Source organism: Streptomyces sp. NPDC093149 (genome assembly GCF_044754145.1).
GTDB lineage: Bacteria > Actinomycetota > Actinomycetes > Streptomycetales > Streptomycetaceae > Streptomyces.
This window is the reverse complement of sequence record NZ_JBIVON010000008.1, coordinates 26,722-51,251: the sequence shown is the minus strand read 5'-3', so window position 1 is coordinate 51,251 and position 24,530 is coordinate 26,722. Positions and strand designations below refer to the sequence as shown.

At 68.7% G+C, this 24,530-nt stretch carries 14 protein-coding genes and 1 pseudogene; 3 read left to right on the top strand and 12 right to left on the bottom strand.

The genetic code is table 11. The features are described 5' to 3' along the window. Positions 1 to 308: 308 nt before the first annotated feature. The 3 genes from ACIQCZ_RS23885 to ACIQCZ_RS23875 form a co-directional block, all read right to left on the bottom strand. Complete coding sequence (locus ACIQCZ_RS23885) at positions 309 to 2,579, bottom strand: WD40 repeat domain-containing protein (RefSeq protein WP_402284716.1); 2,271 nt, start codon at positions 2,577 to 2,579, stop codon at positions 309 to 311. Positions 2,580 to 2,762: 183 nt separating this feature from the next. Beyond that, the gene (locus ACIQCZ_RS23880) at positions 2,763 to 2,975 is read right to left on the bottom strand and encodes a hypothetical protein (RefSeq protein ID WP_402284715.1); all 213 of its coding nucleotides are present in this window, start codon (positions 2,973 to 2,975) and stop codon (positions 2,763 to 2,765) included. Further along, positions 2,972 to 5,296, bottom strand: coding sequence for a heavy metal translocating P-type ATPase (locus tag ACIQCZ_RS23875; protein ID WP_402284714.1), 2,325 nt, complete (start codon positions 5,294 to 5,296; stop codon positions 2,972 to 2,974). Before ACIQCZ_RS23875 ends, ACIQCZ_RS23880 begins: the two co-directional genes overlap by 4 nt. Before the next feature lie 504 nt (positions 5,297 to 5,800). Here ACIQCZ_RS23875 and ACIQCZ_RS23870 point away from each other — a divergent pair. Next, positions 5,801 to 5,938, top strand: a pseudogene (locus ACIQCZ_RS23870) (IS256 family transposase); the annotation flags it as partial. A gap of 142 nt (positions 5,939 to 6,080) precedes the next feature. Here the strand turns inward: ACIQCZ_RS23870 and ACIQCZ_RS23865 are convergent. After that, a complete protein-coding gene (locus ACIQCZ_RS23865; RefSeq protein ID WP_402284713.1) occupies positions 6,081 to 7,577 on the bottom strand; it encodes a multicopper oxidase family protein in 1,497 nt (498 codons plus the stop codon). A 297-nt stretch (positions 7,578 to 7,874) separates the two neighbouring features. Further along, on the bottom strand, positions 7,875 to 8,501 hold the full coding sequence (locus ACIQCZ_RS23860; protein WP_402284712.1) for an isochorismatase family protein: 627 nt from the start codon (positions 8,499 to 8,501) through the stop codon (positions 7,875 to 7,877). Positions 8,502 to 9,304: 803 nt separating this feature from the next. Here ACIQCZ_RS23860 and ACIQCZ_RS23855 point away from each other — a divergent pair. Then, a complete protein-coding gene (locus ACIQCZ_RS23855) occupies positions 9,305 to 10,204 on the top strand; it encodes an MBL fold metallo-hydrolase (protein ID WP_402284711.1) in 900 nt (299 codons plus the stop codon). 425 nt (positions 10,205 to 10,629) lie between these two features. Here ACIQCZ_RS23855 and ACIQCZ_RS23850 read toward each other — a convergent pair whose 3' ends face one another. The 6 genes from ACIQCZ_RS23850 to ACIQCZ_RS23825 all read right to left on the bottom strand — a co-directional run bounded on the left by ACIQCZ_RS23850 (position 10,630) and on the right by ACIQCZ_RS23825 (position 21,415). Further along, positions 10,630 to 12,234, bottom strand: a complete 1,605-nt coding sequence (locus ACIQCZ_RS23850; RefSeq protein WP_402284710.1) for a glycoside hydrolase family 13 protein — start codon at positions 12,232 to 12,234, stop codon at positions 10,630 to 10,632. Positions 12,235 to 12,384: 150 nt separating this feature from the next. Next, positions 12,385 to 13,260 carry a carbohydrate ABC transporter permease gene (locus ACIQCZ_RS23845; RefSeq protein WP_402284709.1) on the bottom strand — a complete coding sequence of 292 codons (876 nt, stop codon included), beginning with the start codon at positions 13,258 to 13,260 and terminating at the stop codon, positions 12,385 to 12,387. Between the two features lie 18 nt (positions 13,261 to 13,278). Then, positions 13,279 to 14,241 (bottom strand): carbohydrate ABC transporter permease, encoded by a 963-nt coding sequence (locus tag ACIQCZ_RS23840; RefSeq protein WP_402284708.1) that lies wholly within the window; start codon positions 14,239 to 14,241, stop codon positions 13,279 to 13,281. A gap of 86 nt (positions 14,242 to 14,327) precedes the next feature. Then, positions 14,328 to 15,743 carry an extracellular solute-binding protein gene (locus ACIQCZ_RS23835; protein WP_402284707.1) on the bottom strand — a complete coding sequence of 472 codons (1,416 nt, stop codon included), beginning with the start codon at positions 15,741 to 15,743 and terminating at the stop codon, positions 14,328 to 14,330. 274 nt (positions 15,744 to 16,017) lie between these two features. After that, the gene (locus ACIQCZ_RS23830) at positions 16,018 to 17,025 is read right to left on the bottom strand and encodes a LacI family DNA-binding transcriptional regulator (protein ID WP_402284706.1); all 1,008 of its coding nucleotides are present in this window, start codon (positions 17,023 to 17,025) and stop codon (positions 16,018 to 16,020) included. Positions 17,026 to 17,125: 100 nt separating this feature from the next. Next, positions 17,126 to 21,415, bottom strand: coding sequence for a discoidin domain-containing protein (locus ACIQCZ_RS23825; RefSeq protein ID WP_402284705.1), 4,290 nt, complete (start codon positions 21,413 to 21,415; stop codon positions 17,126 to 17,128). Positions 21,416 to 22,034: 619 nt separating this feature from the next. On the opposite strand from ACIQCZ_RS23825, the gene ACIQCZ_RS23820 reads away from it, so the two are divergent. Continuing rightward, positions 22,035 to 22,886, top strand: coding sequence for a GNAT family N-acetyltransferase (locus ACIQCZ_RS23820; RefSeq protein ID WP_402284704.1), 852 nt, complete (start codon positions 22,035 to 22,037; stop codon positions 22,884 to 22,886). A 179-nt stretch (positions 22,887 to 23,065) separates the two neighbouring features. On the opposite strand, the gene ACIQCZ_RS23815 is transcribed toward ACIQCZ_RS23820, so the two are convergent. Beyond that, positions 23,066 to 24,409 carry an erythromycin esterase family protein gene (locus ACIQCZ_RS23815; protein ID WP_402284703.1) on the bottom strand — a complete coding sequence of 448 codons (1,344 nt, stop codon included), beginning with the start codon at positions 24,407 to 24,409 and terminating at the stop codon, positions 23,066 to 23,068. Positions 24,410 to 24,530: the final 121 nt, after the last annotated feature.

Genomic DNA, 24,530 nt, shown 5'->3' with positions numbered 1-24,530 from the left:
TGCGCGGGGCGAAGACTGCAGGTCGTGCGGACCCAGACCTGTTGGCCGCCGCGACCCATGACGGGCTGGTGCCGGCCCAGACCGATGTCGGCGCGAAAACCAACGAGATCACCTGCATCAGGGGCTGCTGGATGCCATCGACATCGCCGGGTGCGTGGTTACCGCCGACGCCCTGCACACACAGCGGGCCCGACGCCCGCTACCTGATGGGACGCAAGGCCGACTTCGTGTTCTGCGTCAAGGGCAGCCGGCCCAAGCTCTGCAACGCTGAGCCCAGTCGATGTCGTGAACGGTGGCCAGAACGTCGTTCACAGTGGGCCCAGCACTGCGACCTCGTGGCCGAAGCCCACGGCCAGCCGGCCGTCCGGGGTCATGGCGACGGCTTTGACGCCCGCCGGGGTAACCAGATCCGGGCAGAACGGCTGCATGGTGGTGAGGTCCCACAGGCGTACCGTGCCGACGTCGATATATTCGTCGTCGAGATCGAGCAGTTCCCTGTCGGCGTCCCAGTCGGTGACGTTGGCGGTTCCGCTGCCGGCGACGGCGATCGGGCGGCCGTCCAGCACCACGGTCACCACCGTACGTACCGGGTATGCGTCGCCGGTCAGAACAGCGCTGACCTGCTCCCGGGTGGTCAAGTTCCACACCCGCACCGTGCCGTCGCTGCTGCCGGTGACCGCGACCGGACGGCCGTCCAGCACCGTCGTCGCCACGGCACGCACCGCTTTGGTGTGGCCGGTCATCGGCTGCCCGATCTGCCGGCCGGTGGCGAGGTCCCACACGCGCACGGTGCCGTCGTAGCTGCCGCTGACGGCGACCGGGCTGCCGTCCACGACCGTCGTCGCCACGGCACGCACCCGGCCCGTGTGGCCCTTCAGCGCGTCGCCGGTCTGTTCCCGCGTGGTCAGGTTCCAGACCCGCAGCTTGCCGTCGTCGCCGCCGGTCACGATGTGGGGACGGCCGTCGATCATCACCTCTGACAGCGTCCGTACAGTGGTGAGGCTGTGAGGGCCCTGAGGGAGGTCGAGCCAGGGCGGGAGGTTGGGATCCGGTGCGGCCGGCTCCGGATCGGTGCGGTTGACGATGGACTCGCCGACTTCCTTCCCGGTGGCCAGATCCCACACCCGGATGTCGATGCGATGGTGGCTGCTGGTGCTGACCGCGACCGGACGGCCGTCGAGCACGCAGGCCGTCAGCCCCCACACCGGGCCGTCGTGGCCGATCAGGGGTTCACCGACCGGAAGGCCGGTGTCCGCGTCCCAGACCCGCACCGTCCGGTCCACGCCGCCGGTGACGACGACCGGGCGGCCGTCCAGCACGGCGGTCGCCATCGCGTACACGTTGTCGGTGTGGCCGACGACAGGCGCGCCGACCAACCGGTCGCTGCTCAAGTCCCACACCCGTAGCGTGCCCATGAAGTCCACGGTCACCACGTGGGGCCGGCCGCGGACCACCGCCGTCGCCATCGCCGCAACCCGGGGGACGTGCTCGGCCACGAGCCTTTCAACCAGGCGGCGGTCGGCCAGATCCCACACCCGCACCACGGGCTCCCCACCGCCGGCAAGTACCAGGGATTGCCCGTTCACCGCCACCACCCCCACGGCGACCATGTGATCGTCGCAGTCCTTCAGCACCTCACCGACCTGCTCGCAGGTGGTCAGATCCCACACCCGCGCGGTGCCGTCCATGCTGCCGGTCACCAGATGAGGATGGCCCCCGATCACAGCGGACACCATCCGTCCGACCTGATGTTTGTGGCCGATCATGGGCTTGCCGACCTGCCTGCCAGTAACCAGGTCCCACACCCGCAACGTGGCATCGAAGCCGCTGGGAGCGGTGACGGCCACCGCACGCCCCGCCACCACCGCCGTCGCCATCGCGAACACCTCGTCCCCAGCCGAAAGACTGAGCACGCACTCGCCGACGGCAAGGTCCCACACCCGCACCGTGCCGTCCAAGCTGCCGCTGACGACGACCGGGCGGCCGTCCACCTCGGCCGTGACCACGGCCGTGACACCGCCGTTGTGGCCGGTCATCGGCTCGCCGACCTGCTCGAACGTGGCCAGGTCCCACATCAGCACGCGGCCTGCCTCGTCGCCGGTGACCAGGACGGAACGGCCCTGCACAGCCGCCGTTCCCACAGCGAGCACGTCGCCGCCCTCCGCGACCCGCACCTCACCAAGGTGCTCGAAGGTCGTCAGGTCCCATACCGGCACCTGGCCGTCCAGACCGGCGACGGCCACGATCGGGCGGTCCCCCGCCGTCCCCGTCGCCACCGCTTCCGTCCACGACATACCGCCTTGGCCCTCGATAACGGCACACAGTCGAGGCGCCACCTGCGAACCCGTGGCCCACTGCACGTGCCACGCGGAACCGGGTTCCCCCTCTCCCTCGCCTGCGGCGAAGCGCTGAGCCAACTCCCGGTCCCCGTAGCGCGCCGCGTCCAAGGCCAACAGCTGCCGTCGCACGGCCGGTTCCGCGTCGCGATGCAGATGTGCAGACGCCTGGTACACGGCAGACGCGAGCGCGCTCGCCTCGACGTTCTCGGTTGTCAACTGCTTGTTGTGGGGCTCGGACATGGTCGAGATCGTATCCGACTGAGCGACTCTCTCAGAGACTTGAGAACGATCACCGCGAACAGCAGTGGCAAGTCACGTATTTCTACGCACCCCCCACCCCAGCACGACGATCAGAACGCCCGTTCCAAATCCTCGGGCTCACATCATGATGTCGGAACAGCCGCGAGGCGTATCCGCCGCCCGTCACGAACCGCCCACCACCGCCGACTTGGAGTATCGAGCCCATACCTGCGGCTCCGGGGCAACCGCGAGAACGACGGAGCCCTGGCCCTCCATCGACAGCACCTGCGGAGCCGGTGGGCGCCGACGGGGCGGTTCGCGGTGCCGGACGAGGCGGAAGTCGAGCTCGATGAGCACGGGCGATCCGTCGGTGGTCCGTGCCTGCCTGTGCGTCACGGTGTCAGTGAAAAGTAGCTCTCTTCCTCCTGGGCGAAGTGCAGTCGCAGGACGGTGTGCAACCCGTAGAGGCAGGAGCGCAAGTCACCGAGTTGATCAGGTGTCAGGCCACCGTCGGCGCGGGCCAGGCGCAGATGGGTGGCGATGCGTCGGGCCAGGCGTTCGATCTCCGTGTGGGCGCGGCTCATGGTGGCGGTGGCCTCGGGGCCGCCGAGCGTCGGGGCAAGTGCGGGGTAGAGCTGGTGCTCTTCGGCGTACTCGTGCGGAAGGAGCCGTTCGGTGAGCAGCCGGTGCGTCTCCTCGACGGCCGCCAGGGCCTTGCGGTCGGGGCTGTCGCAGAGACGGTCGGCGGCGTCGCGTACGGCGTCGAGGACATCCTGCAAGTCGTCGTGTTCGGCGGCGAAGCGGTGAACGAGCGCTTCAGCGGCCGGGGTGAGGGCCGGTCGCGTTGTCCGGTCGACGCGCAGGGCACGCAGGGCGTTGAGGATCACCGCGACGTCGATGCCCTCCTGGAGCAGGGCGCCGGCGGCGGGCGGGAGCAGGCCGGCGGCGGCTGCGACCATGGCGGCCAACGACATCAGCATGCCGCCCAGCGCACTCTGTACGGCGATGCGCCGTGCGCGTCCGGCGATGGCGACGGCGTCGGCAAGGCGGTCCACACGGTCGGTGGTCAAGACGATGTCGGCGGCCTCGGAGGAGGCGGTGGAACCGCGGGCGCCCATGGCGACCCCGATGTCCGCTGCGGCGAGCGCGGGGGCGTCGTTGATCCCGTCGCCGACCATGACGGTGATGGCCCGGTCGCGTTCGGCACGGACCGCGGCAACCTTGTCCGCCGGGTCGAGTTCGGCCCGTACGCCGTCGAGGCCGAGGACGGTGGCCACTTCGTGCGCCGGTTCGGCACGGTCGCCGGTGAGCATCATGATTCGCTCGATGCCGGCCGTACGCAGGTGTCGCAGGGTCCTGGGCACATCCGGACGGATGGGATCACGCAGGAGGATGGCGCCGACCAAGTGCTCGTCGACGCTCAGCCAGGCGACGGCCGCGCCATCGAGCAGCGCGCGATTGTCCACGGCCCGGGCCCAGGCCGGGGGAGCATCTTGAGTGTCGACACGGCCGACCGACAGCCGGTGCCCGTCCACGGTGCCCGAGGCGCCTCGGCCCGGCTCCTCCGTGACGTCCGAGGGCACCGACAGTTCCAGCCCGCGTTCCCGGGCGGCGTCGACGATGGCGTGGGCCAGCACATGCGGCGAGTAGTGGTCGACCGAGGCGGCCAGACGCAGTATCTCGGCGGGCTTCCACCCCGGTGCGGCAGCGACGTCCACAACGCGCGGACGGCCACCCGTGACGGTTCCGGTCTTGTCGAGCAACAGAGTGCGGGCGCGGCCGAGGTTCTCCAGCGCGCCGCCGTCGCGGATCACCACGCCGAGGCGGGAGGCACGGGACAGGCCGGAGACGATCGCGACCGGTGCGGCCAGCAGCAGGGGGCACGGGGTGGCGACCACCAGGACCGCGACTGCCCGGACCGCGGAGCCGCTCAGGAGCCAGGCCAGTCCGGCCACCGTGAGGGACAGAGGAAGGAACCAGGCTGCATACCGGTCGGCCAGGCGGATCACGGGGGCGGATTCCGCACCGGCCTGCTGCGCCAGCCGCACGATCTCGGCGTAGGTACTGTCCTGCTCGGCAGCGGTGGCCCGCAATTCACAGGCACCGCCTGCGTTGACCACCCCGCTGCGCACTGATTCGTCCGGCGCCCGCTCGACGTGGAGGGGTTCACCGGTGAGAGCCGACTCGTCGAGGACAGCGGCACTCTCCAGGCGGCCGTCGACCGGAACCACTTCGCCCGGGCCCACCACGAGCAGGTCGCCGACGCCCACTTCGGCCAGCTTCACGGTGTGCACCCCGGCGTCGGTGCGTCGACGGGCCGTGCGGGGAGCGTGCTCCAGCAAGGCCCGCAGGTCGTGGGAGGCCCGCCGCTGAGCGGCGGTTTCGAGCGTGCGGCCGGTGGCAAGCATCAGGGCGATCAGAGAACCCGCCAGGTACTCGTGCACCGCCAGGGTGCCGCCGAGGGCCAGGACGGCGATCAGGTCCACGCCCGACCGACCGCGGTGCAACGCAGCCAGAACCCACCCGACCGCCGGGACGACGGCGGATACGGTGCCCAGGCCCCAGAACAGGTCAGCCAGGCTGCCGGCGCCGACCACCCAGGCCACACCACCGGCCGTGAGGGCCGCTGCCGCAGTGGCCAACAACGCCGGTTCGAGTCCCGCGGACAGGGTTGCCGCCAGCCGGCGAACCGGCCCTGTCCCGGCGGTATGCCCCATCGCTCACCTCTGCCGTTCCGGATTGATGGACTGCAGCCCCGTGGCCTGCCTCTCGCCCCTGTATCTCTGTCCACGACACACCGGCACCAGCACCGCCAACAAGCACCGAGGCCGCCAGCCAGGGCCGACCGGACGGCCCGCAGACTGGGCGACGGAATGGGCACCGCCCACTGCCTGTCCGGCGGAGCCGGAACGTCCCGGAACTCGGCCGGGTGGAGCCGTCGAGTCCGGAGAACTCACGCGAGGTCCGCGCGCATTGCATCCGGCCGAACAACGACGCACGCGAAGCCCCCGCCGGTCCTCCTCCAATCGTGCCCATCGACGCAGCTCTGCGCCAGCCAGACCTCATCGGGAAGGCAGTCGACTCGTCGTCGGGCCGGTGGTGCTGGAGGCAGAGGAAGAGAACATGCCCATGAAGCAGCCGGTGGTGCGCAACGGCCACCACCGGCCCCGGAAGGTCACCACGGCGGCCTGCGCGATCGCAGCCGCCGCGCGCAAGCGACGTCCTGCACGCTGGTCGGCAGGGGCGTGCGCGCGGACGGCGCCAAGGAACTGATCGCGACGGCCGACGGCTCCCGCGAATCCGCCGATTCCTCGGCCGGCCTGCTACACGACTGCGCCTTGCGCGGCATGCGCGCCCCGGTCCGGGGCGAACGGCAAGCCGAGCGGTTCGTCCTCCCGATGCAAACCGCGGAGCAGGTGCCCGGCCCCGTGTCGGCGCCGACGGGCAACCTCCCCCGGGGCCGGCGGCATCGCAGGCCCATGTGTCGTCGGCCGTCGGAGATCACTTGCCGGGCGTCTTCTGGTGAGGGGTGTGGGGCGGGACGATGTCGAGGACGGACATCATGCCCATGTCCTCGTGGTTGAGGATGTGGCAGTGCAGAACAGTCCTGCCGGTGAAGTCCCTGAAGTGCACGCGGATGACGATGGCGCCACGCCTGGGCACGTTCACCGTGTCGTACACGCTGTGGGAGGGGTCCTCAGTCTTTCCGTTGATACTCATCAACTGGAAGTGGTCGGTGTGCAGGTGGAAGCTGTGGTCCTCGTCGGAGTCGTTGCGGACGGTCCACTCCTCGACGGTGCCGAGGGTGGAGGTGAAGTCGGTCCGTTTCGGGTCGAACGTGCGGCCGTTGATGTAGAAGACGGTGCCCGCTGTGTTCTCCGTGTAGACCATCGTCTTGCGGGCCGTGATCTTCGCGTCGCTCAGGTCCTCCTGCGGGGCGAAGCGGCTCGGGATCGTCGTCCGTGGCAGGGGAGTGCCGCCGGTGACGACGGTCGCGAGGTCGGCCCGGGGGAGCTGGTTGCCGGCCGGGCCCGTGTTGTAGGGCAGTGTCTCCAGCCGATTGGTGCCGGGAGCACCGCCCTGGACCAGGACGTCGAAGCGTGAGGCGGCGGGGATGAGCAGCGTGTCCTTGGCGTAGATCCTGCCCACCGGAACGCCGTCCTGGGCGATCACATGGAAGCGGACGCCCGGCAGGTGCAGCTTGTAGTAGATGTTGGCGCCGATGTTGGCCAGCCGCCACAACTGGGTCTCGCCCGGCCGCATGCGGATCACGGGGTTGTGCTGGCCGTTGACGGTGCGGTTGGTGGGAGCGCCGATGCTCAGGGGGTGGGTCTTGATCGCGTCGCCCTCGACCTGGAAGTCCTTGAGCGCGATGGTGTGCTCGGTGATGTGGTGCAACGACGGCGGCAGTTGGCGTCGCAGGCCGTCGACGACGATGATGCCCGACTCCCCACCGGCGACCTGGGGGGCGGACAGCATGTCGGCGTGTGAGTGATACCAGTAGGTACCGGTGGGGTGATTGCGCGGGAGCCTGTACGTGTAGTGGTACGACTGCCCGTACTTGATGGAGATGAAGATGTTGTCGGCGGGGGAGCGCGGCGAGACCATGAGTCCGTGCGTGTGCAGGTTGGTGTGCTTGTCGGTCTTGTTGGTCATGGTCAGGTCGATGCGGTCACCTGGGCGCACGCGCAACGTGGGCGGCATGTAGGCACCGTTGTAGGTCGTCGCGTACAACCGGCGGTCGCCGACCTGGACCTTGCGCCGCTCGACGACGATGGCCGCCTTGAGCACGCCGCCGCCGCTGACGAGCTCCGGTGGGTCCTGGAGCAGGGGCCCCGTGCCCCCTGAGGCGGGGTGGCCGTCCTGCGTGGCGGGGCTGTGTGCGGCGCGGTAGAACCCCGTCGGTGTGTGCGCCACGCCGCCGGACAGCCCGGCCACGGTGAGCGCCAGACCAATGGCCGTCAAGGTCGGCGGGAAACGGGTGCTGAGCCGGGTCACGTCACTCCCCAGGGGAACCGTGCGGCCGCGCGGGTGACGCCCGGCCGGGAACGAGTGTCGATACATGGACGGTCCGTGACCCGGATCGTATGCACGGCGGGGCGGTGATGCCCCCGGTCGCACCCGGACGGTTCCTCCGTTCACTTGAATGAACCCCGCAGCGGAGTTCACGCAGGCGCGGGGCTCGGTGCCGGGGACAGCAAGGCGGAGGAGGGAGTCCTCGCGACCGGCGACGACGCGGCGAGGAACGGCAGTCCGACGCCGCGCGCCGCTCCACCGCGGATTTCCGGGCAGCCCTCAGACGTGGTGAGCCGCGGAGATCTGACCGACCAGGACGGCGAACGGCATGTCGAGGGCGGCGTAGAGGGCGCCGGCGTCGGGGGAGGCGTTGTCGGCCAGGGCCTCGACCATGAGGGTGGCGTAGTCGCTGACGATGACGCCCGCCTGCTGCATGCGCAGCAGTCCGGCCTCGCGCTTGGCCTGGCTGAACGTGCCGGAGGCGTCCACGACGACGTACGCGTCGTGCCCGGCGGCCGTCGCGGAGATCGCGGGCAGCGCGGCACACACTTCGAGCGACACCCCGGCGAAGATCAGCTTCTGTCGGCCGGTGGTCTCGATGGCTCCGCGGACCCGGTCGTCGTGCCAGGCGTTGACCGTGCTGCGGTCGATGATCTTCTGTCCGGCCGGCAGCACCTGGACCAGCTCGGCGGTGGTCGGCCCCCACATGCTGTCCGCTGCGGTGGTGGTGACAACGAGCGGGATGCCCAACACGGTCGCCGCGCGTGCCAGCGCCACCACGTTGTGCTTCAGCTCACCGAGGGGGATGTCCCGGACGCCGGACAACAAGCCCACCTGGTGGTCCACCAGCACCACGGCGACGTTCTCGCGGGTGATCGGTTCCAGGAACCTGCTGCGCTCGCTCATGTTCCGCTCCTTTGGGGAGGTGAGTCGCAGCTTCATTGGTCGCTAAACTCGATAGTCAAGTTTGGTGACTACTTTTGAAGCTATGCCCAGGCCTTCCGGAGCGCAAGCAACGGACGCGACGTCGCTCCGGGGGTGAGGTGACGATGTCCGAGCCCAGCGGGCGGTCGGTGACCGGGCATCAGACCATGGAATCGGATCTCGGCACGCTCGCTCGCCCGGGGCTCCTCTCCGCTCAGTGTGAGCTGTTGATCGCGCTCGCCGGGCGGGGCTTCGACGACATCCCGTCCATGCCGGTATCGTCCTCGCCCTCCTGCGTGCCGACGGCATCCGCGCAGGCGACTCGCCGGCGCCTTCGGACAGCACAAGCAGGTCGTACGCCCCCTCGCCGAGAAGATGCCGCTGAACGTCCGTACCCGGACGTGCGACTGGGGAACGACCCACGACCGGGACGTGAATGAAGCGAAGAAGGTTGTGCTGTTCGCGTGAGCTTCTCAGGGGCCCCACTCTCGCGCGTTCGCACCTCGTGCGACCGATCTGTGGTCCGGTCGAAGGCGAGGAGGCGCGGGTTGTCTGCACCTGGGGTGTTGCGGGACCTGCGCAAGTACGCGGATCCGGTCGCGGCGGAGGAACCCGGTTCGGTTCGGGATCGAGCCCCGCACTCTCCGGTCCCCTCATGGTCACTGTCCGACTCCAACCCGGTGCGGTGCGTCGCCGAGCGGGCGCATCGCGCCGCATCCCGCTCCCTTCCAGGTGTGGTCATGCGACCGATAGCGCCTGCGTCATTCGGCACGCAGGCTGGGGGCATGGACACCATCGTGCTTGGAAACGCGGAGATCACCCGTGTGGTGGAGTTGCCCGCCAAGGGCCGCGCCCGCGACTACGTCTTCCCCGACGTGCCCGTCGAGCACTGGCAGGCACACGAGAACTGGCTCGCTCCCACCTTCCTGGACCCGGCCGCCGACGAGGTCCACCTGATGATCCAGACCTGGCTGATCCGCAGCGAGGGCCGGACGATCCTGATCGACACCGGCATCGGCAACGACCGGGAGCGACCGGCCATGCCGTCCTTCCACCGTCTGAAGACCCACTACCTCGGTGAGCTGGCCGCGGCAGGCGTCCGCCCGCAGGACGTCGACACGGTGATCTGCACCCATGTCCACGGCGACCACGTCGGCTGGAACACCCGCCTGACGGACGGCGGAGAGTGGCGACCGACCTTCCCCCACGCCCAGTACGTCATCTCGCGCGCCGACTTCGACTACTGGAACCCGGCCAACGGACACCGGACCCGCTCCGGCCCACGGATGGCCAACGTCTTCGAGGACAGCGTCGCCCCCGTGCACCGGGCCGGGCAGACCGTGCTGTGGGAGGGCGACCACCACGACATCGACGCCCAGCTCCGTATCGAGCCCGCTCCCGGCCATACGCCCGGCTCCAGCGTCGTATGGCTGCGGTCGGGCACGGACCGGGCGGTGTTCGTCGGGGACCTGCTGCACAGCCCACTGCAGATCGTGGAGCCGGACGACTGCCCCGGCTTCGACGAGGACGAACCTCGCGCACGGGACAGCCGGCGCCGGGTGCTGGGGGAGGCCGTGGACCGGGGCGCCCTGCTGTTCCCCGCGCACCTCCCCGGGCCGGGCGCAGCCCAAGTACGTCGCGTCGGGGACCGGTTCGCGGTGAAGGAGTGGGCGGCATGGCGATGAGGGCATGGTCGCGGTGATCGGCCCTGCGGGCCTCGTTCTTGACGCCGAGTACTTCCCCCACATCACCTTGCAAGACAGCCTGACGAGCCTCGCTCAGCGAGGGGCGGGCGTCGGGCCCGCCCCGGGATCTCCCCGCTGCTCATCTCGTCCTGCACGAGGTCCGTTCCGGTGACCACCGGAACGGACCGTACGTCCTGAGCCTGCCAGTCGCATTCGTGCATCCGCCCGACCAGGCGTCCGGCCGGTCCGAGCCCGGCCACGATGCCGGTCGCGGCCGGGAGCAGGCAAACGGAATGCGCGGCTTCCGGTACGCGGTCGGGGAGTTGCCGGAGTCCTCCGTTCTGGCTGTCGATGTCAGCAACTGGCTGCGGCCGGAGGCCGGCACCAGCCCGAACCGGTGCGGCGGGGCGGTTCGGCGGTGGGGGTCAGGCCAGCAGCCACACCGCCGTGTCCTGGGGGAGGTGGCCCCGGTCGTCCAGGGGGCCGCTGGCAAGCAGGACGTCTGTGTGGGCCGGGAGCTCTGCGGGCTCGGTGGCGAGGTTGACGACGCAGGTCAGGCCATGACCCCGGCCGAAGGCGATGACTCCCGGCGTGGACGGCAGCCAGGTCAGCGACTCGTCCCCGAAGCCGGGGACGGTACGTCGCAGCCGCAGCGCCTCGCGGTACAGCGTCAGCATCGAGGCGGGGTCGGTGATCTGCCGGTCGGCGGCGTAGGACGGCCAGTCCTCCGGTTGCGGCAGCCAGGGTTCGCCCTGCGAGCCGAAACCGCTGTGCGGCGCATCGGCGACCCACGGGAGCGGCACTCTGCAGCCGTCGCGTCCCGGGTCGGTGCCACCGGAGCGGAAGTGCATCGGATCTTGGATTCGGTCCAGGGGCACATCGGCCTCGGGCAGGCCCAGTTCCTCGCCCTGGTACACGTAGACGGCGCCGGGAAGCGCCAGGGTCAGCAGGGCAGCGGCCCGGGCGCGCCGCGTGCCGAGGTCCAGGTCCGTGGGCGTCCCGAAAGCCTTCTCGGCGAAATCGAATCCGGTGTCCTCGCGGCCGTACCGTGTCACGGTCCGGGTCACGTCGTGGTTGCACAGGACCCAGGTCGCGGGGGCGCCGACCGGGGCGTGCTCAGCCAGGGTGTTGTCGATGGTGCGCCGCAGGCGGTCCGGCTGCCATGGGCACGCGAGGAAGTTGAAGTTGAAGGCGGTGTGCAGTTCGTCGGGGCGGAGGTAGCGGGCGAAGCGCTCGGAATCGGGCAGCCAGACCTCGCCGACGTAGATCCCCTGGTACTCGTCGGCTATGGCGCGCCAGGACCGGTAGATGTCGTGGAGTTCGTCCTGGTCGATGTAGGGGTGGGGGTCGACGCCTTCGACGAAGTCGGCGAGTTCCGGGTCCTTGGCGAGCAGTGCCGCGGAGTCGATCCGTACGCCCGCGACGCCCCGCTCGAACCAGAAGCGCAGTATCTCTTCGTGTTCTTGACGGACCGTCGGGTGCGCCCAGTTGAGGTCGGGCTGCTCCGGGGTGAAGAGGTGGAGGTACCACTCACCGTCGGGCACGCGGGTCCAGGTGCGTCCGGAGAACTGGGAGGGCCAGTCGTTGGGCGGGAGTTCGCCGTTCTCGCCCCGGCCGGGCCGGAAGTGGAACAACTCGCGCTCGGGGCTGCCGGGCCCCGCCTCCAGGGCCGCCCGGAACCAGACGTGCTGATCGGACACGTGGTTGGGGACGATGTCGACGATCACCCGGAGACCGGACTCGCGGGCTTCCGCGATGAGTTTCTCGGCCTCGGCGAGTGTCCCGAAGGCGGGGTCTATGGTGCGGTAGTCGGCGACGTCGTAGCCGCCGTCGACGAGTGGTGAGACGTACCAGGGTGTGAACCACAGGGCGTCGACGCCGAGTTCGGCGAGGTAGGGCAGTTTCGCCCGGATGCCCGCGAGGTCCCCGGTGCCGTCGCCGTCGCCGTCGGCGAAGCTGCGTGGGTACACCTGGTAGATGACGGCGTTGCGCCACCAGTCGTCGGTGCGTTCCGAGTGAGGGGCTGCCACGTGAGGGTCCTTTCGGGCAGGGGGTTCTCCACCGTCGGCCCGGACAGCGGGGCGCCGGGGAACGGGCCGGCGGCGGAGGCTTCATGGAGGTGCGAGAAGGGTGGGACGTGTGCGGGGGCGGGAATGCTCGGTGCGGGTGCGCACGGGCTGTCAGCCCTTGAGGCCACCGGCGGTGAGGCCGCTCATGATGTTGCGCTGGAAGATCAGGAAGATGAGCAGCGTCGGCAGGGACGCGATCGTGAGCGCGGCGATCAGCACGTTCTCGGGGACGCCGTTGGAGAGTGAGTAGATGCCGACGTTGAGCGTCTGCATGGCCGGGTCGGGCAGAGTGAGCATCGGCCAGAGGAAGTCCTTCCAGACCCCGACCACGGCGAAGATGGAGACCACGCCCAGGATCGGCCGTGAGATGGGCAGCACGATCGACCACAGTGTGCGCATCGGTGAGGCTCCGTCCATGGAGGCGGCGTCCAGCAGTTCCTTCGGGATGGAGTCGAAGAACCTTTTCAGCAGGAAGATGTTGAACGCGTTCGTCACCGAGGGCAGCCAGATCACCCAGGGGGAGTTCAGCAGATTGCGCTCCACGAGCGGCACGTCCAGGACCGTGAGGTACTGCGGAACGACAAGCACGGTCGCCGGGATCATCAGGGTGGCGAGCATCATGCCGAGGATCGCCTTGCCGAAGAGCGGCCGCAGCTTGGAGAGCGAATAGGCCGCCGCCACGTCGAAGATCAGCTGGAAGGCCAGGGCGCCGAAGGCGTAGTACAGCGTGTTGAAGAGGAGCCGGGAGAGGTCCATCACCTCCCACGCGCGGGAGTAGTTCCCGGACTCCAAGGACCCGGGGACGAGGGTCGGCGGTATCTGGACGGCTTCCTGAGTGGACTTGAGGCCGCTCGACGCCATCCAGTAGAGCGGTCCGAGAAACACCAGGGTGAACAGACCGACGACGAGGGCGAAGGTCACCCAGTAGGCGATCCTGCCCCGGGGCCTGGCCAGTTGGGCCGGTGAGATGAGTGTGCGTGTGGACATCCGTCGTATCCCCCGGTCCTACTCGTCCTCGGCGCGGCTGAGCTTCACGTACGTCGCCGAGACACCGGCGAGCAGTACGAGGAGGACCAGACCGAGCGCCGCCGCGGCGCCGTAGTTGTTGAAGTTGAAGGCGTATTGGTAGATGAGGTAGACGACGGTGGTGGTCGACCCCTCGGGGCCCGCGCCGCCGGTGAGCAGGAACGGTTCGACGAACACCTGCATGGTCGCGATGACCTGCATGAGCAGCAGGAGCGAGAGGATGAGCCGGGTCTGCGGGATGGTGACGTGCCAGATCTTGCGGAACAGACCGGCGCCGTCCAGTTCCGCGGCCTCGTACAGCTCGCCGGGGATTCCTTGCAGTGCGGCGAGGTAGATCAGGGTCGCGCCGCCCATGTTCATCCACGTCGCCGCGATGACCACGGAGAGCATGGAGGTGTCCGGGTCCTGGAGCCACTGTTGCGCGGGCAGACCGAAGAAGCCGAGGATCTCGTTGAGCAGGCCGTACCCCGGGTCGTAGAGGTACTTGAAGAGCAGTACGGAGGCGACCGGTGGCAGCATGACCGGCAGGTAGACCAGCAGACGCAGATACCCCCGCGCGTGCCGGAACTCGTTGAGGACGACCGCGACGACGAACGGGACGGCGAAGCCGAGGACAAGCGCGAGCAGGGTGAACAGCAGTGTGTTGCGCCAGGCCTGCCAGAAGGCGGGGTCGTGGTAGACGGTGCTCAGATTGGCGAGGCCGACCCATGTGGTCCGTCCGCTCTCGGTCTTCTGGAAGGCGAGCAGGAACTCCCTCACCATCGGGTACCAGGAGAACAACGAGAAGCAGATCACGGCACCGATCAGGAAGCCGTGGGCGGTGAGATTGCGGCGCAGGTGCTTGGCGAAGGTGCCGCCGGACGGCCCCGGCCCGCGACCGTGATGCCGGGAGCGGTGGGGCTTGTTCGCCATGTTCGTGGTGGAGATGGTGGGGGCCGACATCTGTCGCCTCCTCGGTGCGGGAGTGCCGGAGCGCGGTCGGGGAGCGGTCGGGACGCGGGGGCCGGCAGGCCGGCCCCCGGTGCCGGTCACTGGTTGGCCAGGACCTGGTTGACCTGCGCCTCGGCAGTGGCGAGCAGCTTGTCGAGGTCGGCGTCCTTGTTGGTGAGGATGCCCGACATCACGTTGTCGAGGACCTTGTAGACCTCCTGGGCCTTCGGCGGCTCCGCCTTGCCCGCGACGGGGTTGTCCATGAACGTCTTGAAGTTGGCGACCGGCATGGTGGCGTACTGGACACGGGCCGCGTCGTCCTTGGTCTTGGACTCGTTCAGCCAGAAGTTGGGCTGGGGAACGCCCACGGGCAGCTTGTCGGCCTTGGTACGGGCCCACTCGAACTGCCCCTTGCCGACGGTGAGGTTCTTGAAGTTCAACCAGGCGACGGCGGCCTTGATCTTGTCGCCGGAGATTCCCTTCTTGACCATGTAGTTGTTGCCGCCGGCCAGAGTGTTCCTCTCGCCCGGGATCGGTCCCATCCCGAAGTTCGCGTAACTGGCGCCGAGTTGCTGGACCATGTACGCGATGTCGTCGGGTGCGGCCAGGAACATGCCCAGCTTGTCGGCGGCTATCTGCTTCTGCAGGTCGCCCCACTTGAGCAGTTGCGTCTTGCCCATGCTGTCGTCCTGCCAGCGCATGGCGTGCAGGTTCTCGGCGACCTGCTTGCCGAGTTCATTGTTGAAGGCGGCCTTCTTGCCGCTCGCGTCGACGACTGCACCGCCGAGACTGTACATCTGCGCGGTGAAGTGCCAGCCGCCCGTGTTGCCGGCACTGTACTCGCCGAAGCCCGCGATGCCCTTGCCCAGGCCCGCGATCTTCTTCGCAGCCGCGCGGACCTCCGCCCAGGTGCGCGGCGGGGCGTCGGGGTCCAGGCCCGCCTGCTGGAAGAGCTTGCGGTTGATGAGCAGGCCCATGGTGTAGTTGCTGGTGGGCAGGCCGTAGAGCTTGCCGTCCTGCTTGAGCGAGTTGAGGACGTTCGGATCGATGTCCTTCAGCAGGGGAACGCTCTTGTCGTTGACGTAGGCGGTGATGTCCGCGGCACCGTCGTTGTCGAGAACCTGAGGCAGATCGGTGAAGTAGGTGTAGAACACGTCCGGCTGGGACTTGGCCTTGAGCATCGCCGTGAAGCGTGGCGGCTCCAGACACTGGCCGGGTGTGGAGCGTCCTTCGATGGTGACATTCGGGTACGTCTTGTTGAACTCGGCGACGTCCTCCTTCCACTCCTTGAGCTCGGCCGCCTTCGCCGCAGGGGGCATGCAGTCGATGGTGAGCGTCACCTTGGTCTTCGGATCCAGGGGGGCGGCGGGGTCGGTCGACCCGCCACCGTCGGATGCACCGCTGCCGTTGTTGCTGCTGCTCGTGCCGCAGGCGGCGAGCGCGGTCAGCGTGAGCGCGGAGACGAGGGTGACCGCGCTGGCGCGGCGGATACGGCGGAACCGGGCACTTCTCATGGGTGGTCCCCTTCGGGCATGAACGTGGAGGTCGCCCCACTGCCGATGCGTTGCGGGGCGTCGCACACTCAACCATCGCCGATAGATTGACGCAATATCTCGCGCTGATTTCGTAATTGTTTGACAGATGACCGCATGGGGCGCCCGGGAGCATGGGGCCCGCCGTCGGACAACCCCGGCTGCGCGGACCCGGAAATGCCGCAGGGCCCTGTCCGGGAAGAGTGGACAGGGCCCTGCGGTGTCGCGACGCAGAGAAGCGGGCCGACGGCCGGGGCTACCGCGGAGCCTGAGCCGTCGAACCGCGCACCACCAGTTCGGGCTCGAAGAGCAGTTCACCGGGGTGCACCTCCCCGCCCTGGATCTGGGTGCACAGCAACTCGACGGCCGCGCGCCCCATCGCCTCGATGGGCTGACGCACGGTGGTGAGCGGGGGCTCCGTGCAGTTCATGAAGGCGGAGTCGTCGTATCCGACCACGGAGACGTCGCCCGGTACGGCGAGACCGCGCCGACGAGCCGCCCGTACGGCACCCAGGGCCAGCGGGTCGCTCGCACAGATGATGCCGGTGACACCCCGGTCGAGAAGGCGCGACGCGGCCGCCTGGCCGCCTTCCAGGGAGAACATCGTCCGCTCCACGCACACGTCGGGCAGTTCCCCGCCGTTGGCCCGTGCGACGTCCCGCGCGGCCCCCAGCTTGCGCCGCGAGGGAATGTGGTCGGCGGGGCCCAGCACCAGACCGATGGACTCGTGGCCCAGCGAGACCAGATGGCGCCAGGCCTGCTCGACGGCGACGGCGTCGTCGCAGGAGATGCAGGGGAAGTCGAGGTTCTCTATCGGGGCGTTGATGAGGACGACCGGGATCTTCCGCTCGGCGAGCTGCCGGTAGTGCTCGTGCGGCGCGTCCGCCTGGGCGAACAGCCCGCCGGCGAAGACGACGCCGGAGACCTGCTGCTGGAGCAGCAGGTCCACGTAATCGGCCTCGGAGACGCCACCCTTGGTCTGGGTGCACAGGACCGGAGTGAGACCCTGCTGCGCCAGCGCACCGCCGATCACCTCGGCGAAGGCCGGGAAGATCGGGTTCTGCAGCTCGGGCAGGACCAGGCCCACGAGGCGCGCGCGCTCGCCCCGCAGCTGGGTCGGCCGCTCGTACCCGAGCACGTCCAGTGCGGTGAGTACGGACTGCCGGGTCGCCTGGGAGACTCCGGGCTTGCCATTGAGGACCCGACTGACCGTGGCCTCACTGACACCCACCTTCTTCGCTACTTCAGCAAGTCGTCGCGTCATACACGCAAGACTAACGCAAGCTGCGCAAGCTGCTTGCGTTAGTCCTGCATCTCAGCTGGAGGGACTCCCCGTCCACCTGCTACGGGTTCCCGTCTCCCTTCTACGGATTGACGTTTATCTTGAAGGTGGAGGTCGTGTTCCGGGTGTCCACCGCGTTGCCGGAGAACCGCAGACCGTTGAAGGTCATCTCACCGACCGCCGGCCCCTGCCCCGATTCCGGCAGCTCGTTCGCCCACAGGCCGAACCCGGACTTGGCGTCGAACGCGTCCCCGCTCTTACGGGCACCCGAGATCGAGATGTCGGTGAAGATCGTGTCCTTGATCGGGAACTGGGGCTGCCCGCCGACGTAGTTCGTCTGGAACATGACTCCGCTGTAGGTCGGATCGACGATGTCGACATGGTTGACCCTGATGCCCTGGAAGATCTTGGAAGCCGAGAACACCCAGATGCCCGGGAAGGTCTGCGAGCCCCAGAAGTGGCCTCCTGCCCGCACGATCGAGATGTTCTCGAAGGTCGTCGGATCGGTCCCGAAGCCGTTCATCGGGTAGCCGAAGTCCAACGACGAGATGGTGACCCCGGAGTAGACGAGCGTGTCCGCGATGCGGATGTTGCGGAAGGTGTTGTCGTAGCCGCCATAGACGGCGACGCCCGCGGCCCGCCAGGTCAGTATCGAGGTCAGGTTCTCGTAGACGTTGTTCTTCATGTCCGACCCGCCGGCGTCGATCGCCGAGAACAACGCGAAGCTGTCGTCGCCCGTGGCGCGTGCCTCGTTGTTGGTCACGAGGTTGTCCGTCGACCCGTTGGTCATGTTGATGCCGTCGGCGAACATGTTTCGGATCCGGGAGTTCTTGATGGTGATCCGGTCGGTGTTGGCGCCCCAGTACAGGCACACCATGTGTTCGTTCCAGATGTTGTCGATCACGATGTCGCTGACGTTGGCGAAGTCGAACACCTTCCCCGGTCCGTCGATCCGCGAGGTGTAGTTGCCGAAGTACGCGAAGTTCGAGAACGACGACCCCTTGGCGGAGGCGTCGGCCCGGAACCCGACATCGGTGTTCTCCTGCGCGGAAGGCGCCCGGAACTTCGTGTACCAAGGACCGGCGCCGACCACCTTCACCGCCTTCCCGTAGACCTGGAACTTGCTCGACGTCTGGTAGTCACCGGCCGGCAGATAGACGCCGACCAGCTTGCCGGTGGTGTCCATCCGCACCGCGTCCAGCGCGTTCTGCACGTCCTGATGCGTGAAGCCGGCAGGCACCGTGTACGTGGCAGGATCCGGGTTGGCGACCGGCGCGACCTTCTCCAGGCTGATGAAGTCGATCGCGTACGTGGAGGTGTTCGCGGCGTCCTTCTGCAGTCGGATCTTGCTGCCGACGGGCACGGTTTCGTCGAGCATGATGTGCGCCTCGTCGTAGATGTGCCGCGGCGCGCCCGAACCCGGGGAATTGCCGGGCGAGGTCTCGGCGCCGTACAGCCAGGCGTACTTGGACGTCAGCGGGAGCGCCTTCTTCATCACGCCGTCGACATAGACGTTGATCGTGGAGTCGATGCCTCCGCCGCCCGGGGCGTCCGGGATGGAGAAGCGGGTCACCAGGGTGTTCGACGGGGCGCGGGTGGTGAACTCGACGTACTCACCGGTCGCGTCCAGATTCACCGCCTTGCGGCCGGACGCCTCGCCCGCGATGTCGCCGACCGTGCGGTTGGGACCCACGACCTGGGCGCCGCCACCGACCGTGCCGTCCTCCGCCTCGTACATGTCGTACGGCATGTCGGCGCCGCGCCCGACGAAGAGCGGCTGGGTGGACGTGTTGTTCTCGCGTTTCACCGGCAGTTCGTTGGCATCGTCGGCCAGGACGACCTTGATCGTGTACGAACCGTCGGCCGCGGTCCAGGTGCCGAGCTTCACCGGGGCGGTGGTCGCGCCGGCCTCGATCTTGCCGGTGTACGCGCCCGTCAGCGTCTTGACGGTGGCGCCCTTGGAGTCGACCACGGCGAGTGTCACGCCGTGGTTCCCCCCGTCGGAGGCGACGGTGCCCTGATTCTTGATCGCGACGGAGAAGGTCACGGCGTCTCCCGCGGCGGGGCTGGACGGCGAGGAGTCCACCGCGGCCGCGATCAGGTCGGAGCTGCTGACGGGCTTCACCACGAGGGAGTCCGGACTGGTGAAGGTGTTGTTGGACTCGTCCTGCTCGATGATCTCGTTCGCCTCGTCGACGACCGCGCTCAGCTCGTAGGTGCCCGCGTCCCGGGACCCGATGGAGGCGCTGACGGTGGTCTGCGCCCCGGCGGCCAGCGCTCCGACCGGCGCGGTGGCGACCTTCGTGCCGCCGAGCCGCAGCGCCACGCTGCCGGCGGGCGCCGCGACCGGGCCGTTGTTGCGCACCGTGGCCTTGAGCGTGATCACGTCCGACTCGACCGGCGCGGCGGGTGTTGCCGTCAGACCCGTGACCTCCAGATCCGGGTTGGGTGCCGGAACTCCGATGACCTGGAACTCCGCGAGCTGCCCGGCCGACGAGCCGGAGTTGGCCGTGAACTTCAGTTGCACGTCGGCGACGCGCGCGGTGACGGGAACGGTGACGCTGTTCCCGCTCGCCGGGTCGAACGTGTAACTCTTCGCGGCGACGAGCCCGGTGAAGGACGTGGCGCTCTGTTCCCGGCCGAGTACCTCGATGGTCTGGGTGCGGGCCGACCACACGCTGTCCGGGTTGAGTTTGAGAACGAGGCTGCTGATGTCGGCGTTCGCGCCCAGCTTGACGGTGAGGGTGTTCGGGTAGCTGCCCGCCGCCCCCTCCCAGTAGGTCGTCACGCTGTTGTCATTGGCATTCGCCGCGACGAAGGTGTGGACCACGGAGGACGCGCTGATCTGCTTGCCCACCGCGAGGTTGGAGCCCGCGCCCCCGGATCCGTTGCGGGTGACGGAGTTGCTGTTGCCGGACTGGTTCCCGGCGGCGTCCTTCGCCCGGACGACGTAGTTGACGGTGGCGGAGGTTGGTTGCGTGTCGGTGTAGGTGGTCACATCGCCGGCGACGCTGCCCCTGAGCGTGTTGTTGGCGTAGATGTCGTAGCCGGTGACGCCGGTGTCGTCCGAGGACGCGCTCCAGGTCAGCTTGATCCGACCGTTCGCCTGTTCCGTGAGTGCCAGGTTGGCGGGCACGGTCGGCGCCTGCGTGTCACCCGTGCCGGCGCGCCGGGTGACGGTGTTGCTGTTGCCCGACTGGTTTCCCGCCGCGTCCCTGGCCCGCAGGTAGTACGAGACGGTCTGGTCGGCGGGCCGGTTGTCGGTGTACGTCGTGACGTCACCGCTCACGCTCGTCAGGAGCGTGTTGTCGGCATAGATGTCGTAGCCGGTGACGCCCGTGTCGTCCGAGGACGCGCTCCAGGTCAGTTTGATCTGACCACTCGCAGGCTCGGTGAAGGCCAGGTTGGCGGGCACGGTCGGTGCCTGCGTGTCACCCGACGCCGGACCGTAGATCTCCAGTTCGGAGACCTGGGCCCCAGGCTGGACACTGTTCGCGGTGATCAGGACGCGGACGTACCGTGTGGTGGCCGCGTCGAAGGTGATCGTCGCGGACTGCCCGCCCGCACTGTCGAAGGTGTACGCCTTGGACGCGGTCAGGTCGGTGAAGTCCGAGCCGTTCGTGCTGCCCTGGAGCTTCAGTGTCTGGCTGCGCGCACCCCATCCGTCGGGCAACCGCAGGACGACCCGGTCGACACGGACGGCAGAGCCGAGATCGGCCTGGATCCATTGCGGGAAGGCGTTGTTGCGGCTCTCCCAGTACGTGGCCCTGTTGCCGTCGTTGGCGTTTCCTTCGGTGTAGACCTCGGTGTGGCTGCTCGCGGTCAGAGTGCGTCCGCTCGCCAGGTTGACGGAGGACTCGCCTGCCGTGTGCACCTCCAACTCGGAGAGCTGGGCGACCCGCCCGACCGTGTTCGCGGTGATGTTGATCCGCACGAACCGCGCCTTGGTGGCGGGGAAGGCCACCGTGACGGTATTGGCCGATCCCGGACTGAAGGTGTACGCGGCGGAGTTCTTCAGCGTCGTGAAGCTCGTCCCGTCGGTGCTTCCCTGCACGGAGAGTGTCTGGCTACGGCGCTTCCATCCGGCCGGCAGCTTCAGGACGACCTGGTCCGCCCTGATCGTGGTGCCGAGATCGGTCTGGACCCACTGCGGCAGAGAGGTGCCTGAGCTCTGCCAGTACGTGCTCTGGTTCCCGTCGGTGATGCCGGTGGCGGCCTTTCCGCTCTGTGCGCTGCTCGCCGCGGCCGACCGGCCGGCCGCGATGTTCTCTCCGTCGGCCGCCGATGCCGTCAGCGTCGGCGCGCCGAGCGTCAGAAGAGTGGTCACGATCACGGCGCTCAAGCCCCGCGACCTCCAGCGTTTCGCTCTCATGGTTCCCCGATCCTCGGCCTCGCGCCCTGACGGCGACGAAGCGCGGCTCAGTCGTGTCGTGATGAGGATTAGATTTATGCACCATGTACGAGATCTCTTGCGTTGAACGATCGGAGGGTTGCAGAGAATTGATGCACCGTCTACTGATCGCGCAGGCAGCGATCGGCAACGTCTCGACCTCGTGCAAGCCAACACCCGTTCACACCAGGGGTTTTCGCTTCGACTTTCAGGAAACGTAAGTTCGCTGCAAACCGTGCAAGCCGCTTGCGTCCATGGACAAGGACACCGTGAGCTGCTCGGGGGTGCCTCGGAGCGTCCGTAACGGATCGCGGTTGCTTCTGGATACCGGTGCCGGCCAGGCCGGGGGAGAGGCGCATCGATCGCGCCTCCACCCGTTTCGTCGAGGGGCGGAGGGCAAGGGGTAAATCGAGCCGACATACCGCGGCGTCGGCCACTTCCGCGGGGAGGCGGGCAAGGGCGCAGGAGAGCAGGGTCGTGCCGAGCGGGTCGGCTCCGTGGATGGGGGAGAGCCGTGACCATCGACGTGGTTCGCGATGTCTCGGTCGACAAAACGTAATGCGGTGGCAGTGGTTGCCGAGCTCCTGCTTGGATGCTCGGCGTGACGTCTCTGGATCTTGCTGATGGCCGAAAGCTGCTGGGTCGACTTGAGCAGTACTACGACGCGGTTCCCCGCTCCGGAGCCCGAGTCGAGGACTTCGGGCCGCTGACCCTGTTCGTACGAGAGGAGCAGGGCTGGCCCCTCTATGCCCGTCCGACCCTGGGGTGGTCCGGAGCGGTGAGTGCCGCCGATGTGAACCGGGTCCGTGCCCGGCAGCGCGAACTCGGGATTCCGGAGACGTTCGAGTGGGTCGCCGAGACCGCCCCCGAGCTGCGGGCTGCGGTCGAGCAGGCGGGCCTTGAGGTGCACGAGCACCCCTTGATGGTGCTCGGCCCGAACGTACCGACCCCTGTCGTGCCCGAGGTGGCCGACGGCGTGGTGCTCCGGACTGTGAGGCACGACGATCCCGTGCTGCCGAGCGCGCTGGCCGTCCCCCACCTGGCCTTCGCCGAGCCCGGCACCGCTGTCGGGGCCGCCGGCCCGGCGGAACTGGACGAGGCGGTGCGCGGCCATGCCGGTGACGGATCGATGGAACGCGCGGTCGGACGCATCCTGGCCGGTCTGACGCGTGTTGCCGCCGCGGTGGAGGACAGCACGGCGTTGTGTGCCGGCCAGCACCAGCCTGTCGGCGCGGTCACCGAGATTGTCGGCGTGGGAACTCTGCCGACCGCGCGCCGCCGGGGTCTCGCTGAGGCGGTGACCGCTGTGCTGGTGGCCGACGCACGATCGCGAGGCGTCGAGACCGTCTTCTTGTCCGCGGGTGACGATGACGTCGCCCGGATCTACGCCAGGCTCGGCTTCCGAGCCATGGCCACGGCGCTGATCGCCGAGCCCGCCGGGCCCGCCGAGTAGCGACGGGCAGACAGGCCGTCAGCCGCGACGCGACGACGGTTGCACGGGCCGGCCGGGCCTGCGCCCACGGGTATCGCATCGGCGTCCATCACTGGCCCCTTCCCTCGTAAGGCATTCGTTGTGGGCCGCAGCGCGGTCCGATCCCGTGGCGAGCGCGTACAGCCTGCCGTCACGGCCGTTCACCGCGTCTTCTCCACGACCGTGTCGGTGTCGGTGACGTGGTCAAGGTCGAGGTCGAGGTCGTCGGCCACGGTGGAGGTCGGGGTGTGGAGGATGGCGTCGAACGCGTCGAGGACGGGGGTGCGCAGGTAGGCGCTCTGGATCCGGATGCGGTCGGGGCCCGGGGCCAAGTCGGCGTCGCTTCCGGCCTCCGGGCGTGCCCGTCGCAGATCGGCGATGCTGAGTCCGAGGCCGGCATCGGCGAAAGCGGCTTCGATACTTCCCGGTTCGGGGGCGTCCAACGGGGTGGGGTCGACGGTGAAACCGAAGCGGGTGTTTTCGTCGCGGCGCATCTCCGCCGTGTGTCCGGTGGTGCTCGTCAGGGCGAGGGCGACGTACTCGTCCCCGAGAGCGCGGTGCAGGTGCTGCCCCATCGGGAGTCCCGTGAGGTGACCGTTGAAGGAGACAGGCGTTTTCTGGATATGGGCGTTGTGAGCGGCCAGCACGACGCGGGTTCCGGGTTCGAAGCGCTCCAGGTGCCACAGGACCGACTCGGCCATGTAGACGTCCCGGGCCGACGTGTCGGCGGTCAGACCTTTGCCGGCGAAGAGGCCGGCCATGGCGCGGAAGGTGTAGTCGCCGTGGCAGGCGCCTTCGAGTCGGTGCACGGCGATGTCGAAGCTCTGCTGGTCGCCGCGGGAGACGTACAGCGGTTCGAGGGAGCGGAACCGGATGAGCAGGCGCATCAGGGTCGCGCTGAGGCCGTCCTGTTCGGCGGTGGCCAGGCGTGCCCACGCGGGCGCGGCGTCCGCCCCGGAGCCACCGGCGAACGATTCGGCGATCCGTATCGCCTCCTGGGCCGCCGGCAGGGTTTCGGGGTCGATGCGGCGCAGGTAGTCGGCGATCGGGGCCAGGGCGGGAAGCAAGGACCCACCGGCCGCCGGGATGTCGATGCCGGCGAAACGCACCGGCGATGAGGCCGCGCGGTTGTGCCCGCGCATCCAGCGCAGCGGCCCATCGACTCCTACGGGGATCGCCGCGTCGAGGTGGGCCGACAGGTCGTCGTCCACCCCCTCGCCCAGGGCCCATGCATCAAGGGGGAAGCCTTCGCTGAAACCGTATTCGAAGGCCAGGACGGTGAAACCACAGCGTTCGACCAGGAACCGCAGGATACGCTCGCGCATGAGCGCGAACTCGTCGATGAAGTGGGAACTTTCACCGATCGCGACGACGCGGGCATTGCCGATGACGGCGCGCAGCGGCTCCAGGTCGTCGAGCGGTGCTTCCCGGTCGAGGTGGGTGAGCGGGGCGGCATGGGTGCGAAGCCGGTCGGCGAACGGGTTGTGGTGGGACGAGGCAGGCATGTGGACACTCAATTCTCGGTGCTGGAACGTGAAGGGACAGCCGGTACGGGAGCGGGCCACCGCTTGTAGGGCGACCACCGGAGTTCGGCAACACGGCCGTGAAGCCGTTCGGCCCGACCGC

Coding starts and splice junctions, on each gene's coding strand:
- ACIQCZ_RS23815 (WP_402284703.1), bottom strand. CDS start 24,409: ATGCCTGCCTCGTCCCACCACAACCCGTTCGCCGACCGGCTTCGCACC.
- ACIQCZ_RS23840 (WP_402284708.1), bottom strand. CDS start 14,241: ATGTCGGCCCCCACCATCTCCACCACGAACATGGCGAACAAGCCCCAC.
- ACIQCZ_RS23830 (WP_402284706.1), bottom strand. CDS start 17,025: ATGACGCGACGACTTGCTGAAGTAGCGAAGAAGGTGGGTGTCAGTGAG.
- ACIQCZ_RS23860 (WP_402284712.1), bottom strand. CDS start 8,501: ATGAGCGAGCGCAGCAGGTTCCTGGAACCGATCACCCGCGAGAACGTC.
- ACIQCZ_RS23835 (WP_402284707.1), bottom strand. CDS start 15,743: ATGAGAAGTGCCCGGTTCCGCCGTATCCGCCGCGCCAGCGCGGTCACC.
- ACIQCZ_RS23855 (WP_402284711.1), top strand. CDS start 9,305: ATGGACACCATCGTGCTTGGAAACGCGGAGATCACCCGTGTGGTGGAG.
- ACIQCZ_RS23875 (WP_402284714.1), bottom strand. CDS start 5,296: ATGGGGCATACCGCCGGGACAGGGCCGGTTCGCCGGCTGGCGGCAACC.
- ACIQCZ_RS23845 (WP_402284709.1), bottom strand. CDS start 13,260: ATGTCCACACGCACACTCATCTCACCGGCCCAACTGGCCAGGCCCCGG.
- ACIQCZ_RS23885 (WP_402284716.1), bottom strand. CDS start 2,579: ATGTCCGAGCCCCACAACAAGCAGTTGACAACCGAGAACGTCGAGGCG.
- ACIQCZ_RS23825 (WP_402284705.1), bottom strand. CDS start 21,415: ATGAGAGCGAAACGCTGGAGGTCGCGGGGCTTGAGCGCCGTGATCGTG.